We start from the raw sequence: 16161 nt of genomic DNA on the forward strand, positions 1-16161 counted from the left end.
CTACATCGCATGACGGGCTTTATCGGCCAGCTATTGTTTTACACGGTGCCGTTTCTGCTGGTGTTGACGGTCATCGTCACGGTCCATGAACTGGGTCATTTCCTCGTCGCGCGCGCCTTTGGCGTGAAGGTCGATCGGTTCTCGATCGGCTTCGGACGGCCCCTGCTCAGCCGCACAGACCGCCATGGCACCGAATGGCGGCTGGGCTGGCTGCCTCTGGGTGGCTACGTCAAATTCTCCGGCGACATGGACGCATCCAGCGTGCCGGATCAGGCCGGGCTGGCCGAGCTGCGCCAGCGCGTCATCGCCGCGGACGGCGCCGACGCCGAGAGGGACTATTTCCATTTCAAGCCGATTTGGCAGCGGGCGCTGATCGTGGCGGCCGGGCCGTTCGCCAACTTCATCCTGTCCGTCAGCCTGTTCGCCATAATCTTCGGGGCGTTCGGCTCGACGCTGGTGCCGGCGCGGGTCGAGTCCGTCAGCGCGGCGTCGCCGGCCGCCGCCGCGGGCTTCCAGCCCGGAGACCTGATCACCGCCGTCAACGGACGCATTATTCGCGACAGCCAGGAAGTCACCCGAAAGGTGGCCCTGAGCGCCGGCGATCCCCTGACCTTCACCGTTGATCGCGCCGGGCGCGAGGTGAACCTGATCGCGACGCCGGTTCGACGGGTCGAAACCGACGCCATTTCAGGCAGGGTCAGCATCGGCCGCATCGGCCTGGGTCTGCGCTCCGACCCTTCCGAGGTCCGCACGGTCCGCTACAATCCTGTCGAGGCCGTCGGCCGTGGCGTGACCATGAGCGGCGAGGTTCTGGGCACCACGCTGACCTATCTGGGTCGCATCTTCACGGGCAAGGAGTCCGGAGACATGCTGAGCGGCCCCATCGGCATCGCCCAAGCCGCTGGCGGGATCACCAAACAGGCCGCGGCAGCGACCGACGACCCGGGTTTGCAGGCGGCGAATGTCGTCGTCACACTGGTTCAGTTCGCCGCCATAGTTTCGATTGGAATTGGCTTTCTAAACCTGTTGCCGATTCCGGTCCTCGACGGGGGTCACCTGCTCTTCTACGCCTATGAGGCTGTGGCGCGCAGGCCAGTTCCCGCGCGCGTTCAGGATCTCGGCTTCCGCGTCGGTCTTGCTTTGCTCGCCGGATTGATGTTGTTCGCCACCTGGAACGACCTGCAGAAAAACGGCCTGTTCACATTCCTCGGCGGACTCGCATGACGAGCCTACGCCAGCCCCCGATGGTTCACCGCATGATCCGACAAGACGCGTCCGCCTTCCGTTTCGCCCGGGGCCTGTCCCCGAGCCTCGTGGCGCTCGCCGTGGCCGCCGGCCTGGCGGGTCCGGCGCTGGCACAGACGACCCCGGGCATCCAGCCAGGCGCGCCGATCAACGCCCCCGCCGAGCCGCAGACCGCGCCCATTCCGGAACAGCGCGTCGTCGTCAACCGCATCGTCGTGCGAGGCAACCAGCGCATCGACCAGACGACGGTCCTGTCCTACCTGCCGATCCAGGCGGGCGACACGGTGGACGCCGTGGTTCTGGACGTCGCGGTCCGCACCCTGACCCGCACCCAGCTGTTCGCCAACGTCCAGCTGGGCGTGCAGCCGAACGGGGACCTGATCGTCGAGATCGTCGAGAATCCGATCATCAACCAGGTCGTTTTCGAGGGGAACGGCGCGATCAGCGAGGACAAGCTGACCGAGGAAGTGACGCTGAAGCCGCGCGGCATCTATACCCGCGCCCGCGTCCAGGAAGATGTCGGCAAGATCGTCGAGCTATATCGTCTGTCGGGCCGTATCTCGGCCACCGTGACCCCCAAGCTGGTGCAGCTTGAACAGAATCGCGTCGACGTCGTCTTCGAAATCGACGAAGGCCCGGAAACGGGCGTTCAGGCCATCACCTTCCTGGGCAACAGCGCATACCCGGACAACGAGTTGCGCGAGGTCATGGTGACCAAGCAGTCGCAGTGGTGGCGGCTGTTCAGCTCAAATGATAACTATGATCCGAACCGCCTGGACTTTGACCGTGAGCAGCTGCGGAAATTCTATACCAACCGTGGCTACTATGATTTCCGCGTCATCTCGGCCGTGGCCGAGCTGACCCCCGACGACGGTAACTTCGGCATCACCCTGACCGTCGACGAGGGCGACCGCTACAACTTCGGAGAAGTCGAGATCGTCACCGAGAACGACCGCCTGAACCCCGATTTCCTTAAGCTGCTGCTGCCGATTCGTTCCGGCGACCTGTACGAGAGCGACAAGATCGAGTCGGCCGTCGACGCCCTGACCTTCGCGGCGGGTTCCGCCGGCTACGCCTTCGTCGAGATCGAACCCTCGTTCCGAGCCAACCCCGAGACCGACACCGTCGACATCACCTTCAACGTCAAGGAAGGTCAGCGGGTCTACGTCGATCGCATCAACATCATCGGCAACACCCGCACGCTGGACAATGTCATCCGCCGCGAGATGGTGCTGACTGAGGGCGACGCATTCAACCGCACGCTGCTGGAGCGTTCGCGCAACAACCTGAGAGGCCTGGGCTTCTTCAAGGGCGTGACGGTCGAGGAGGGCCGCGGATCCGCGCCGGACCGGTCGGTCGTGAACGTCCTCGTCGAGGAACAGCCCACCGGAGAACTGTCGGTCGGCGCGGGCTTCAGCTCCGTCGACTCCTTCGTGGTCAATCTGGGCATCACCGAGCGGAACTTCCGCGGGCGGGGCCAGAACGTCGTGGCCCGCGTTGAATGGGGTTCGCTGCGTCAGCAGATCGACTTCCGCTTCACCGAGCCGAAATTCCTCGGACGCGACCTGCGGGCCGGCTTCGACGCCTTCCACTCGCGCTACGACCTCAGCGAATTTTCGTCATATGACTATCGCTCGACCGGGGGCGGACTGCGCCTGACCTATCCGCTGAACGCCAACACGCTTCTCAGCGCCCGCTATTTCCTGAAACTGGACGAGATCATCGTCCCGACCGACTTTTGCAGCAGTCTGGGTCAAGGCTCGAACGCGCTGTGCGACCAGGTCGGTTCCTTCCTGAACTCGTCGGCCGGCTACACCCTGTTCGTTGATCGTCGCAACGACCCGGTCCGCCCGACCCGCGGCTGGACCGGCTCGCTGCGCCAGGACTTCGCCGGCATCGGCGGGGATGTGAACTATGTGAAGACCGAGGCGGACATGTCCGCCTATTGGGGCATCACCCCGAGCTGGATTGTCACCGCAACCACGTCAGCGGGCTATGTCACCGGGTGGGGCGGAGATCCGATCCGGATCAACGACCGCTTCTTCAAGGGTGGCAACAGCTTCCGCGGATTCGAGACCGCCGGCATCGGGCCGCGCGCCCTCAACACCACGGACGCCCTTGGCGGGAATTTCTACGCCATCGGCACGCTGGAACTCACCGTGCCCAACGGCCTACCGGAAGAATACGGCATTCGCACCTCGCTGTTCACCGACGTGGGTACGCTGGGCGCTCTGGATGACCGCTACAAGGTGACGGCTACGGGCTTGCCCGACGCCTCGATCGTCGACGAACTCGCACTGCGGGCCTCGGCCGGCGTCAGCATCCACTGGCGTTCGCCCATGGGCCCGATCCGGTTCGACCTCAGCCACATCCTCGGCCAAGAAGAGTTCGACAAGACCGAGACTTTCCGCTTCTCGACCTCAACCCAGTTCTAACCGACGGGCTATCGCCCGCTCAAAGGCTTTTGAACATGAAACTCCTTGCTTTCGGCACCTTCGCCCTCGCCGCTCTCGCCGCCACCTCGGCTTCGGCCCAGGACGCGTCTTTCGGGCCCGCCCTGCCCGGCGTGTGCGTTTACCATCATGACCGTCTGCTGGCCCAGTCGACCGCAGGCCAGGCCGTTCAGGCCGGCATGCAGCGCCTCGGTCAGGAAGTGGACGTAGAGCTGCTGCCGTATCAGCAGTTCGTCGTCACGGAGCGTCAGGCGCTTCAACAGGGTCAGGGCACGATCCCGCAAGCTGATTTCCAGACCCGCGCCCAGGCCCTGGAAGTGCGTTATCAGGAAGGCCAGCAACGCGCCCAAGTCCTCCAAAACGAGCTGCGCTATACCCAGGGCCTGCAGTTGCAGGCCATCGCCCAAGCGGCCGACCCCGTGATTATGGCGCTTTACACCGAGCGGGGCTGCGGCATCCTGATCTCGCGTGACGGCGTCCTGAGGGTCAATCCTGCGATGGACATCACGGAAGCCGCCGTTCAGCGCGTCAACGCGGCCCTGCCGACCCTGTCGTTCACCCGCATGACCGTTCCGGCCGGCCAGCAGGCCCAATAGGGCATGCCTGACGCGCGGTTCTTCGAATCGCTGACGCCCCTGAGCGTCGACGAACTCGCGGGCCGCATCGGTGGCGAATGTCTGCGCGGCGGAGATCGAAAGATCTCCGCCGTCGCGCCTCTGGCCGACGCCGGCCAGACGGAGGTCGTCTTCTTGGGCGACCGACGCTTCGTTCAGGCGCTGTCGGAAACCAGGGCCGGGTGCGTAATCGCGCCCGCCTCGGCCATAGAGCATGCGCCGCCTGACGTCGCCGTGATCGTCTCCCGCGAGCCGCAGGCCGCGTGGGCGCGAGCGTCGCTGCTGCTTCATCTTCCCGTCGCCCTGACTGTTTCAGCTGATCCGCACGACGTGGTCGAAGACGAGACTGTCGCTCTTGAGCCCGGTGTCGTGCTGGGCATGGGGTCAGCCATCGGGCGGGGCACGCGCATCGGTGCCAACAGCGTCATAGGCCCGGGCGTCCAGATCGGCCGGGACTGCGTGATCGGCGCGAACGTCAGCGTCGGCTTCGCCCTGATCGGCGACCGCGTTCGTCTCATGTCGGGCACCAGGATCGGCGAGGCTGGGTTCGGTGTGGCCCAGTCGTCCGCCGGGCCGGTCGAAGTGCCCCAGTTGGGCCGCGTCATCCTGCAGGACGGCGTGACCATCGGCGCCAACAGCTGCGTCGATCGAGGCGCCTATGCCGACACTGTAATCGGCGAGAACACCAAGATCGATAATCTGGTCATGATCGCCCACAACTGCGTCATCGGCCGTAACTGCCTGATAGCGGCGAACACGGGCATATCGGGCTCGGTGATCGTCGGCGACAACGTCATCTTCGGTGGCAAGGCGGGGATCGGCGATCACATCAAGATCGGGGAAGGTGCGCGCGTTGCGGCCGGCGCCGGCGTTCTGGCCGACATTCCCGCCGGCGAGACCTGGTCGGGCTATCCGGCCAAACCTCTGCGTCAGTTCTTGCGTGAAACGATCTGGCTCGCCAAACAGGCGTCCGGAAAGGCGCGCGCAGGAAAGACGGACGGATGAGCGACGAAACCTCGAACGGGGCCAGGATCGACTACGCCGAGGTGATGCGGCGTCTGCCGCACCGCTACCCCTTTCTGCTGATCGACAAGGCCGAAGACTTCGTCGCCGGGACCTCGATCACGGGCATCAAGAACGTCAGCCACAACGAACCCTATTTCCCGGGCCATTTCCCGATCGATCCGGTCATGCCTGGGGTGATGATCGTCGAGGCCATGGCCCAGACGGGCGCCCTGCTGATGTCCAAGACCATGGACGTCTCGGTCGAGGGCAAGATCATCATGTTCATGTCGATCGACGGGGTGCGCTTCAGAAAGCCCGCGCGGCCGGGTGATCAGCTGCGCATGGAGGTCAAGGTGACCCGCACGCGGGGCGAGACCTTTAAATTCCGCGGCGAGACCTTCATCGAGGGCAGGCTGGCGGCCGAGGCGGAGTTTATGGCCATGGTCGCGACCGTGGACAAGCCGGTCGCCTGATGGCCATCCACCCCACAGCTCGGATCGACGCCGGCGCGGAACTGGCCGACGGGGTCGAGGTTGGCGCGTGGTCCATCGTGGGGGCGGGCGTCGTGCTGGGCGACGGCGCGCGGCTGCTCAGCCACGTCGTGGTCCAGCAGGACACGACGGTGGGCGCGCGCACTGTCATCCATCCGTTCTGCGTCATCGGCGGGGACCCCCAGCACGGTGGCTACAAGGGCGAGCCGGTGCGGCTGGAGATCGGCGCGGACAACGTGATCCGCGAGCACTGCACCTTTAATCGCGGCACGCCGGGCGACCGCAAGCTGACCACCATCGGCTCCAACGGCCTGTTCATGACGGGGGCGCATGTGGGCCATGACGCCGTGGTCGGCGACAACGTCACCATGGCCAACCACGCGACGCTGGGCGGGCATGCGCGCGTAGGCGACAAGGTTTTTCTGGGTGGCCTGTCTGCCGTGCATCAGTTTGGGCGGGTCGGGCAGGGCGCGATCGTCGGCGGGCTGGCGGCGGTGACGCGCGACGTCATCCCCTACGGCTCGGCCTGGGGCAATCATGCGCGGCTGCACGGGCTGAACCTGATCGGCCTGAAGCGCAAGGGCTACGGCAAGGACGCCATTCGTCGTCGGCTGGCCGCCTATCGCGAGATGTTCGAAGGCGCGGGAACTTTCGCGGACCGCGTCGATCGAGTCGAGGCGACCTATGCCGACCTGCCGGAGATCATGGAAATCGTCGCCTTCATCCGCGATGCCGGCAGGCGGCCGCTTTGCTTGCCAGGCGAATGAGCAAGCTGGGGCTGATCGCGGGGGGCGGGGCGCTGCCCATTTCCGTCGCCGCGCGGTGCGAGGCCGAGGGACGTCCGGTGTTCCTGGTTCGTCTGAACGGGTTCGCCGATCCCCATCTGGCGCGCTATCCCGGCATTGACGTCGGTCTGGCCGAGATCGGCAAGATACTGTCGGCTCTGGAAAAGGCCGGCTGCGGTGCGGTCACCTTCGCCGGGACGGTGTCGCGGCCCGACTTCAAGACGCTGAAGCCCGACCTGAAAGGGGCCATCCTGCTGCCCGGCATCATCAAGGCGGCGACCCAAGGCGACGACGCCCTGCTGCGCAAGATATTGTCGGTGTTTGAAGACGAGGGCTACGCCATCGAGGGCGCCGACGACATTCTGGGCGGGGAGACGTTGCCGTCAGGCGCTCTGGGCGCGGTCCAGCCGACTGAGTATCAGCTTTGCGATCTTAGGAAGGCGCTTCACATCGCTGAAAAGGCTGGTGAACTTGACATTGGGCAGGGCGCGGTCGTTTGCGACGGACTGGTGCTGGCCGTCGAGGCGCAAGAGGGCACGGACGCCATGTTGGCTCGCGTCGCGGGACTGCCGGGCGACCTGCGCGGGACCGCGACCGCGCGGATGGGCGCGCTGGGCAAGGCGCCCAAGCCGATCCAGGATCTGCGCGTGGACATGCCCGTCATGGGCGAGCGGACGGTCGAGATGGCGGCGGCCGCCGGTCTGGCCGGGGTCGGTGGGATCGCAGGCAAGCTGATCCTGATCGACCGCGGCGCGGTGATCGAGGCGGCCAATCGGCTGGGTCTGTACGTCTGGGGTGAAACGCGGTGAGCCGACCGCTGAAGATCATGCTGGTGGCGGCCGAGGCGTCCGGGGATGCGCTCGGCGCGGGACTGGCACGGGCCTTGCGAAACACGCTGGGGTCCGACGTCGCCTTCGTCGGCGTCGGTGGACCGCGCATGGCGACCGAGGGCGTGGCCAGCCCGTTCAACATCGCCGACCTGTCCGTGCTGGGCTGGCTGGAGGGATTGAAGGCCTATGGCGTGGTCAGGCGCCGTGTCGCGGACACGGTGGCCCTGGCGGTTCGCGAGCGGCCGGACGCCGTGGTGCTGATCGACAGCTGGGGCTTCACAATTCGTGTCGCCAAGGCGCTGAAGGTCGCGCTGCCGGGCGTGCCGCTGATAAAATATGTCGGGCCGCAGGTCTGGGCCTCGCGGCCGGGCCGGGCGAAGACGCTGGCGTCGTCGGTGGATCATCTGCTCGCCCTCTATGCCTTCGACGCGCCCTGGTTTGAGACAGAAGGCCTGCCGACGACTGTGGTGGGGTCGCAGGCTCTTCACGTGGACATGAGCGGGGCCGATCCGGCCGGGTTCAGGGCGGCGCGGGGCATTGCGCCGGACGCGCCGCTGTTGCTGGTCCTGCCGGGCAGCCGTCCGTCGGAAATCCGGCTGATGACGCCCGTGTACGAAGACGCGGTGGCGCGGCTGAAGCGGGGCGATCCCATGTTGGAGGTGGCGGTCGTCGCTGCGGGGACGGTGGCCGGGGACGTGACCGCGCGCGTGGCGGGCTGGCCCTTCCGCGTGAATCTGGTGGCCGAGGCCGAGAAATACGACGCGATGCGCGCCGCGACCGTGGCCCTGGCCACCAGCGGCACGGTGTCGACGGAACTGGCCCTGGCTGGCGCGCCCATGGTCATCGCCTACCGCTTCCAGCCGCTCAGCTATGCGATCATGAAGCCGTTCTTCACGGGCAAATACGCGACCTTGTTCAACCACGCGGCAGACGCGGAAATCGCGCGCGAATTGATCCAGAACGACGCTACGCCGCAGACGGTGGCGAGTGAGGTCGGGCGATTGTTGGCCGATCCGGAGGCGCGGGCCGATCAGGCCGCGAGGCAGACAGCGGCGCTGGACCTGATGGGCCGGGAGGGGCGCGACCCGTCCGAGATCGCGGCGGAGGCGGTGCTGCGGGTGATCGCGACGAAACGGCGGTGAGGCTCACCGCCGGGCGGCGAGAGCCTTCCGTCCTTCGACCATCGTCACCCCACGCGGGCCGCAATCCCTGTCAGGGTTTGCTTCAGGCCCGCCATGCGCTTGGCCGTCTGGTCGTCGCCCGAGGCCTGGACCTCGCCGGCCAAGGCCCGAAGTGAACGCGCGACCGCGGCGTCGCGGCCGCCGTCCTCAATCAGCGGGGTCGCCTGATCCAGCACGGCGGTGATGCGACCCATCATCTCGGTCGGCATGGCGTTGTCGCGAGCCATCTGGTCCAGATAGGCCCGGGCCACGACCGGGTGGGCGGGCCAGGTGACGGGCAACTGCTGCTGCGGGTTCACCGTCTCGCCCTGTTCGGCCATCATGGCGGCGGCGATCTCGTTTCCGGTCAGGTGCTCGCTGGGCTGGAGGGTGAAGATGTCCAGGCCGCGCGCGATCTCCGTGCCGTAGATGCGGCCGTTGTACCAGTAGACGGACCAGTAGCCGCCCTGGCTGGCTCTGTCGGCGTTGACCGGGCCACGGTCGAAATAGGCGATCTCGCGCACATTGGACGAGTCCGTGAAGTCGCTGATCGAGATGCCGCCCTGGTACCAGGCCTGCACGAACACGTCGCGGCCGGGGATGGGAACGAGCGAGCCGTTGTGGGCGACGCAATTCTCCAGGTCCGTCTGGGCGGCGGGCAGCTTGTAGTAGCTGCGGAACACCAGCTGGCCATCGACGATGTCATAGATGGCGTTGGCACCCCAGGTCTGCGGATCCTGAACGCGGCAACGCGGCCGCCCGCCTCCGCCCCACTCGTCGGTGAAGACCACCTTGGTGCCGTCATTGTTGAACGTCGCCGAGTGCCAGTAGGCGAAGCCTTCATCTACGACGGCGTCGATCCGTTTTGGCGCGCGCGGGTCGGAGATGTCGAACAGGATGCCGTTGCCTGAACAGGCCCCGCCCGCGATGTTCTTCGACGGGAACAGGGTGATGTCGTGGCAGTGGTCTGTGCGGTTCGTCGTCTGGGTGCCTGCCCCGTGATCGCCGCCGCGCCACAGGCTGGCGATTTCGCCGGTCGTCTGGTCGGCGAAGACGGTCGGACTGTCGATGATCCGGGATTGGGACGGATCGGCCAACGGGATTTCGATCACGTCGACCCGGAACAGGGCCGTGCGCGGATTCCCCGTGGTGCCGACGACGCAGCCGGCCAACTCGCGCCCGTCGCGAATGCCCGCGGTGCCGGAGTTGTAGACGATCAGTCGGCGCTCGTCTGCGGCCACCACCGAATGGGTGTGCGAGCCGCGGCAGGTCTGGACCTGGCCGACCTGAACCGGGCGCGTCACGTCTGAGATGTCGAAGATGCGGACGCCGCGGAAACGCTCGGGGCTGGGGTCCGGCCCGACTCCTTCGCGGCCACAATCGACGCGGCCGTTGGTGGACTCCACCGACATCAACATCAGGTCACCGACGATAGACACGTCTCCCTGGCCGCCGGGGCAAACGATCGAACTGATCAGTCGGGGCTCCGCGCCCTCGCCGAGGCGATAAAGGTTGACGCCATGATAGTTGCCGGTCGCCAGAAGATCGCCGGAGAACGCCATGTCGGTGTTGGAAAAGCTCAGGAAGGGCGAGCGGCCGCCGGCCTGCTCGGCGGTGCCGCGGCGGGCGTCTCCGCCTTCGCTCGCGGGCGGCACACGGGGCGGTTGGCCTTCCGGGTTGGACGGGTCGAAGAAGCCGGGGGGCTTGGGCAGGCTGGCGATCAGCTCCATGTTGCTGGCCGCCTGTCCGGCGTCGCGGAAGCCGGCGCGCAAATTGGTCCGCGGGTCCGGCGAGCTCTCCCGCGACAGGGCGGTCATGCGTTTGATCTCGGCCTGCTGTTCGTTCGTCACGTCAGTGGCAAAGCGATACAGGACAGGATCGTAAGCCGAGCCTGACCGGGCGAGCAGGTCGGCCACCATCTTCACGGCCCCCTCGTGGTGGCCGATCATCCGTTGCAGGAACAGGCCATCGAACGCCGGACCCTGCGCGGCCGCCAGGGCAGCCATCTGCTCGGCGGTGGCCATCCCCGGCATACCGACGTGGGCGGAATGGTCCGCCATGGCCTGGGCGCCGTGGGTCGAATGGTCCATCCCCGCCATAGCGTGGCCCTGGCCCGGCTCCGGAGCCGTCTCACCGCGCTCGCGCAGCCAGCCTTGCATGAACGCGATCTCGTCGGCCTGGGAGGCGTTGATACGCCCGGCGATGTCGATGACGGTCGGTGTGTTGGTGCGATCGGCCACCAAGGCGGCCATCTCGACCGCCTGGGCATGGTGCAGGATCATGTCCTGCATGAATTTTACGTCGTCGGCGGAATAGCGGTTGTCGGCGATGCGCGAGGCGTCGCGGCCCTCCAGCGTCCGACTGGCCTGGCCGGGCGCGCCCGGCTGGATGATGGGCGCCTGCTGCGCCGTGGCACCGGTGGCGAAGATCAGAACGCCGGCGGCGGCGGAGCACCCCAGCAACTTACGAACGGACAAACCGGCTATGCGCAACGACTTCACTCCCGAGAGACGATGAGGTCAGACGTAGCATGGAAAACCGTCACAGAAACCCTCGGTTTCGAGATCGAGCGGGCACAAACGAAAACGCCGGGACGCAAGTCCCGGCGTTGGCGAGCGAACGTGAAACCGATCAGCCCCGCGACTGGATCGGCACGTAATCCCGTTCTGTCGGTCCGGTGTACAGCTGGCGCGGGCGGCCGATCTTCTGGCCGGGGTCGGCCATCATTTCCTGCCACTGGGCGATCCAGCCGACGGTGCGGGCGAGCGAGAACAGAACGGTGAACATCGACGTCGGGAAGCCCATCGCCGACAGGGTGATGCCCGAATAGAAGTCGACGTTGGGGAACAATTTGCGTTCAATGAAATACTCATCGTTCAGCGCGATTTCTTCCAGCGCCTTGGCGACCTGGAACAGGGGGTCGTTGGAGTCGCCGACGGCGGCCAGCACCTCGTCGGCGCTCTCCTTCATCACCTTGGCGCGCGGGTCGTAGTTCTTGTACACGCGGTGGCCGAAGCCCATCAGCTTGTATTTCTTGGCCTTCACACCCTCGATGAACTCCGGGATCTTGTCAGGAGTGCCGATCTCCTTGAGCATGTTGAGCGCTTCCTCGTTGGCGCCGCCATGCGACGGGCCCCACAGGCAGGCGATGCCGGCGGCGATACAGGCGAACGGATTCGCGCCTGACGAGCCGGCCAGGCGGACGGTCGAGGTCGAGGCGTTCTGCTCGTGGTCGGCGTGCAGGATGAAGATGCGGTCCATGGCCTTGGCCAGCACTGGATTGACCACATAGTCCTCGGCCGGGACCGCGAAACACATACGCAGGAAATTCTCGGCGTAGTTCAGTTCGTTTCGGGGCGAAACGAAGGGCTGGCCGACGTGGTATTTGTAGGCCCGGGCCGCGATCGTCGGCATTTTGGCGATCAGCCGGATGGCCGAGATGTTGCGCTGGACAGGGTCGTGGATGTCCAGGCTGTCATGATAGAAAGCCGACAGGGCCCCGACCGTACCGACCATGATCGACATCGGGTGGGCGTCGCGGCGGAAACCCTCGAAGAAGCGGTCGAACTGGGCATGCAGCATGGTGTGCATGGTGACGCTGCGTTCGAAGGCTTCGTATTCCGATGCGGTCGGCAGTTCGCCGTGCAGCAGCAGGTGGCAGACCTCGACGAAGTTCGACTGCGAGGCCAGTTGGTCGATCGGATAGCCGCGGTGCAAAAGGGTGCCGACGTCGCCATCGATGAAGGTGATCGCGCTCTCGCACGCCGCTGTCGAGGTGAAGCCCGGATCGTAGGTAAAGGCATCCGTCGCGCCGTAAAGCTTGCGGATGTCGATTACGTCTGGGCCGGTCGAACCCGAGAGAATGGGCAGATCGACGGCCTTGTCGCCGTAGGTGAGCTTGGCCGTGCGGGCGGGTTTGGCGTGTTCAGTCATCTCGGCCCCTGAGGTGGCGACGCCCACGTCTGGCGCCGGGTCGCGAATAGGTGTGGACGATCAGATAGTCTGTTGCAGCGCATCATCCAAGCGACCGAGGCTTTCTTCTCGCCCGAGCGCCGCGAGAGTCTTGGCGATGTCGGGTGAAACACCGTCTCCGGTCAATGCGGCGCGGACGGCCGGGCCGATCTTGCCGAAGCCGACGGCCTCTTCCTCGGCGAAGACCTTGAGCTCCGCCTCCAGCGCGAACACGTCCCAGCTGGCGAACAGGGCCAGCCGGTCGCGCAGCCGCCTGATCCGCTCGCCCAATTCGCCGGCGAGCAGAGGCAGGCCCTTTTCATAGATGCTGAGGGGGCGGGAGCGCAGGACGAAGGCGGTCTGGTCCGCCAGCTCCAGCGTGGTCCTGGCGCGATCCTTGATGAAGGGCATGGCCTTGAGCAGGCGCGCCTCGTCGTCGGGGCCGAGGGCGTGACCACGCCCCAGATGGACGTCGAGGGTCATCTTGGCCAGCCGGTCGTCGTCGGCCAGTCGTATCCAGTGCGAATTGACGTGGGCCAGCTTGTCGAAGTCCAGCCGCGCCGGGGCCTTGCCCACGCCAGTCAGGTCGAACCAGGCCGTGGCCTGCGCGTCGCCGAACAATTCTTGGTCGCCATGGGCCCAGCCCAGTCGGGCGAGATAGTTGCGCATGGCCTCGGGCAGATAGCCCATATCGGCGTATTCGTGCACCGCCTGCGCCCCGTGCCGCTTGGACAGTTTGGCGCCATCCGGGCCGTGGATCAGCGGGATGTGGGCGAAGCGAGGCCTGGCCCAGCCCAAGGCGTCATAGATCAGGCTCTGGCGGGCGGCGTTGTTCAGGTGGTCGTCGCCGCGGATCACATGGGTCACGCCCATGTCGTGGTCGTCCACCACGACGGCGAGGTTGTAGGTCGGCGCGCCGTCGGAGCGCAGCAGGACCAGGTCGTCCAGATCGTCATTGGCCCAGCTGACGACGCCTTGCACCTCATCCTCGACAGTGACGTTGCCGGGCAGGGGACGCCTAAAGCGGACCACATGAGGTTGCGACAGGTCGTCGACGGTCGGCTGGCGATCGCGCCACGGTGATTCGAATGTGCCCCGTTCGGCCTTGGCCAGGTCGCGCAGCCGGCCGGTCTCTTCCGCCGAAGTGAAATCCCGGTAGGCGGCGCCGCGTTCCAGCAGGTCGTAGACGACCTCGCGGTGACGGTCGGCGCGGCTGTGCTGGAACACCGGTTCCTCGTCGGCGAAAAGCTCCAGCCAGCTAAGGCCGTCGAAAATAGCCTTCACGGCGGCGTCTGTGGAGCGTTCGCGGTCGGTGTCCTCGACCCGGACAAGAAACTTCCCGTTGCGTCCCCTGGCATACAAATAGTTGAATAGGGCCGTTCGGGCGCCGCCGATGTGCAGCGAGCCGGTCGGCGAGGGGGCGAAGCGGGTGACGACGGCAGGCATCGGTTCGAACGGGGAGGTCATGGCGGGCGTTATAGCCCCCGCTTCGCCCGTGCCTAGAGCCGGAAGGCTCGGCCGGTTCCTGACGGCGCAGGTGGTGGCGCAGACCTTGCGCTGGCGGCTGTGGGCACCGGTGGCCCTGGGCGCGGGTTGCGCGGTCTACTTCGTGCTGAAATCCGAACCCGCAGCGTGGCCCCTGTCGGTGGCGGCGGCGCTGAGCGCAGTCGCCTGGCTGGGCGCGGTGCGATTGGGTGCCGTACGGGTCGTGACCTTGCCGCTGATGCTGCTGGCCTGTTTCGCCCTGGGTCTGGCCATAGCCAAGTGGCGCACCGATGCGGTGGCGGCGCCGATCGCGCCGTCCCTCGCGGAACCGACGGTCATCGAAGGATGGGTCGTCGACGTCGACAGTCCCGGCGCGGCGGGTCCGCGCGTGATCATCGCGCCGGTCAGGATCAGGGGCCTCGCCCCGGAAGCGACCCCGGAGAGGCTGCGCGCGACCGTGCGCGGCGAAGCCCCCGAACCCGGACAGGCCGTGCGCCTGTTCGCCGTCCTCAACCCGCCGCCCGCGCCCGCCAGCCCCGGCGCCTATGACTTCGGCCGGAACGCCTTCTTCCACGGCATGGGCGGGGTGGCGTTCGGGCTGGGGGAGGCGCGTCCGGCATATCTCGGACCCCCACCTTGGCGGCTGCGGGTCGCCATGTGGGTCAACGGGACGCGCTTCGAGCTCGCCCGCCGAATCGTCGCGCGGCTGGGCGAGCGCACCGGCGGGGTGGCGGCGGCCATGACGACTGGGCACGAGGCGTGGCTGGATCCCGCACTGGTAGACGTGATGCGGGATTCTGGTCTGGCGCACATCTTGTCTATCTCGGGGCTGCACATGGCCGTGGTCGGCGGCTTCGCCTTCTTCCTCGTACGGCTGCTGGTGGCGTTGTGGCCGTGGCTGGCGCTACGCGTGTCCGGCAAGAAGGTCGCCGCCGTGGGTGGTCTGCTCGCGGTCGGAGTCTATCTGATCGTGTCCGGGTCGCCGGCGCCTGCCGAGCGCGCGGCGATCACGGCGGCCATCGCCTTTCTGGCCATTCTGCTGGATCGGCAGGCGATCACCATGCATGCGCTGGCGGTGGCGGCCTTCGTCGTCCTGGCGACACAGCCGGAAGCCATCGTCACGCCGGGCTTTCAGATGTCGTTCGCGGCGACGGCGGCGCTGGTGGCGCTGGTCGAGGCGTGGCCTCGGCGCCCGCGCGAGATATCGGCGCCCTGGGCCATCCTGGCGGTGCAGCGGGTCGGCCACTGGCTGATGGTGGCGGTGCTGGCCAGTCTGGTGGCCGGGCCGCGACGGGGCCGTTCGCAATGCAGCATTTCAACCGGACGGCCATGTATGGATTGCTGGCGAACCTGGCGACCGCGCCGCTGTCCGACTTCGTGATGATGCCCGCCCTGGCCTTGGGGGCCCTGCTTGAGCCAATCGGCTTGGGCGCGCCCTTCCTGTGGGTGGCGGGGCAGGGGATCGGCGTGATGCTGGCAATCGGCGAATGGGTCGCGGGACTGCCCGGCGCGGTGAAGACGGTGGCGAGCGCTCCGGACTTCGTCCTGCCGATCGCCTTCATCGGCGTGCTGGTCTGCTGCCTGTGGAGAGGCCCGCTGCGATGGATTGGCCTGCCGCTGGCCGCTTCGGTCATGCTGTGGCCGCGCGCGCCGACGCCCGACGTCTGGATCGGGGATGGAGGGACGAACGCCGCCTGGGTCGAGGGGCGTCAAGCGACCGTGGCGAGGCCCGGCGTGCGCCAATTCGCGGTCGACGTCTGGTCGCGACGGCGGGGCGTCGTGGCGGTCGAGCGGCCGATCGAGGGCTGGACGTGCGGCCGGTTTTCGTGTGCGCCGAACGCGCCCACGGTCGCGCCCGTCTTGCTGTGGTGGGGTAAGGCCGCGCCGTCAGCCGAGCAGCTCGACGTCCTGTGCCGCTCGGCGGAGATCGTCAGCGTGCGCGCGGTGGCTGGACGCCTGCCGTCTTCGTGCGACGCGCGGCTGGTTCTGGACGGGACCGACTATGCGCGGGGTGGGGCGGTCGAGCTGTGGCGCGCCCCGGAAAGAGGACCGCGAGCCTGGCGCGCCGTCTGGTCCGCGGATGTCCGGGGCGATCGGCCGTGGAGCGGTACCGGATAACGACTGCGCCGTTTCCGGTATGAC

The 16161-nt window shown here is 66.9% G+C and carries 13 protein-coding genes; 10 read left to right on the forward strand and 3 right to left on the reverse strand.

Features of this window, described 5'->3' with window-relative positions:
* Positions 1-9 precede the first annotated feature (9 nt).
* From ACESMO_RS06025 to lpxB, 8 genes are read left to right on the forward strand one after another with little or no spacing between them, the layout of a single operon-like run.
* Positions 10-1224 (forward strand): RIP metalloprotease, encoded by a 1215-nt coding sequence (locus ACESMO_RS06025; protein ID WP_372707260.1) that lies wholly within the window; start codon positions 10-12, stop codon positions 1222-1224.
* 32 nt (positions 1225-1256) lie between these two features.
* Positions 1257-3680: an outer membrane protein assembly factor BamA gene (gene bamA / locus ACESMO_RS06030; RefSeq protein ID WP_372707261.1), complete on the forward strand. Its 2424-nt coding sequence runs from the start codon at positions 1257-1259 to the stop codon at positions 3678-3680.
* Positions 3681-3715: 35 nt separating this feature from the next.
* Positions 3716-4294 carry an OmpH family outer membrane protein gene (locus ACESMO_RS06035; RefSeq protein WP_372707262.1) on the forward strand — a complete coding sequence of 193 codons (579 nt, stop codon included), beginning with the start codon at positions 3716-3718 and terminating at the stop codon, positions 4292-4294.
* A 3-nt stretch (positions 4295-4297) separates the two neighbouring features.
* Entirely contained in the window at positions 4298-5317 is a 1020-nt protein-coding gene (lpxD, locus tag ACESMO_RS06040; protein ID WP_372707263.1) for a UDP-3-O-(3-hydroxymyristoyl)glucosamine N-acyltransferase, read from the forward strand.
* Positions 5314-5790 (forward strand): 3-hydroxyacyl-ACP dehydratase FabZ, encoded by a 477-nt coding sequence (gene fabZ, locus ACESMO_RS06045; protein ID WP_372707264.1) that lies wholly within the window; start codon positions 5314-5316, stop codon positions 5788-5790. The genes lpxD and fabZ overlap by 4 nt, the downstream gene beginning before the upstream one ends.
* Positions 5790-6575: an acyl-ACP--UDP-N-acetylglucosamine O-acyltransferase gene (gene lpxA / locus ACESMO_RS06050; protein ID WP_372707265.1), complete on the forward strand. Its 786-nt coding sequence runs from the start codon at positions 5790-5792 to the stop codon at positions 6573-6575. Before fabZ ends, lpxA begins: the two co-directional genes overlap by 1 nt.
* Positions 6572-7402, forward strand: coding sequence for an LpxI family protein (locus ACESMO_RS06055; protein ID WP_372707266.1), 831 nt, complete (start codon positions 6572-6574; stop codon positions 7400-7402). The genes lpxA and ACESMO_RS06055 overlap by 4 nt, the downstream gene beginning before the upstream one ends.
* Positions 7399-8565, forward strand: a complete 1167-nt coding sequence (gene lpxB, locus ACESMO_RS06060) for a lipid-A-disaccharide synthase (protein ID WP_372707267.1) — start codon at positions 7399-7401, stop codon at positions 8563-8565. The genes ACESMO_RS06055 and lpxB overlap by 4 nt, the downstream gene beginning before the upstream one ends.
* A 44-nt stretch (positions 8566-8609) precedes the next feature.
* Here lpxB and ACESMO_RS06065 read toward each other — a convergent pair whose 3' ends face one another.
* The 3 genes from ACESMO_RS06065 to gltX all read right to left on the reverse strand — a co-directional run bounded on the left by ACESMO_RS06065 (position 8610) and on the right by gltX (position 14001).
* Positions 8610-11060: a DUF305 domain-containing protein gene (locus tag ACESMO_RS06065; protein WP_372707268.1), complete on the reverse strand. Its 2451-nt coding sequence runs from the start codon at positions 11058-11060 to the stop codon at positions 8610-8612.
* 154 nt (positions 11061-11214) lie between these two features.
* Positions 11215-12516: a citrate synthase gene (gene gltA, locus ACESMO_RS06070; RefSeq protein ID WP_372707269.1), complete on the reverse strand. Its 1302-nt coding sequence runs from the start codon at positions 12514-12516 to the stop codon at positions 11215-11217.
* 60 nt (positions 12517-12576) lie between these two features.
* Positions 12577-14001: a glutamate--tRNA ligase gene (gene gltX, locus ACESMO_RS06075; protein ID WP_372707270.1), complete on the reverse strand. Its 1425-nt coding sequence runs from the start codon at positions 13999-14001 to the stop codon at positions 12577-12579.
* On the opposite strand from gltX, the gene ACESMO_RS06080 reads away from it, so the two are divergent.
* Entirely contained in the window at positions 14000-15400 is a 1401-nt protein-coding gene (locus tag ACESMO_RS06080; protein ID WP_372707271.1) for a ComEC/Rec2 family competence protein, read from the forward strand. The two genes, gltX and ACESMO_RS06080, sit on opposite strands and share 2 nt — an antisense overlap.
* Positions 15325-16137, forward strand: coding sequence for a ComEC/Rec2 family competence protein (locus tag ACESMO_RS06085; protein ID WP_372707272.1), 813 nt, complete (start codon positions 15325-15327; stop codon positions 16135-16137). Before ACESMO_RS06080 ends, ACESMO_RS06085 begins: the two co-directional genes overlap by 76 nt.
* Positions 16138-16161: the final 24 nt, after the last annotated feature.

The sequence above is a fragment of the Brevundimonas sp. genome (genome assembly GCF_041688735.1).
Taxonomy (GTDB): domain Bacteria; phylum Pseudomonadota; class Alphaproteobacteria; order Caulobacterales; family Caulobacteraceae; genus Brevundimonas.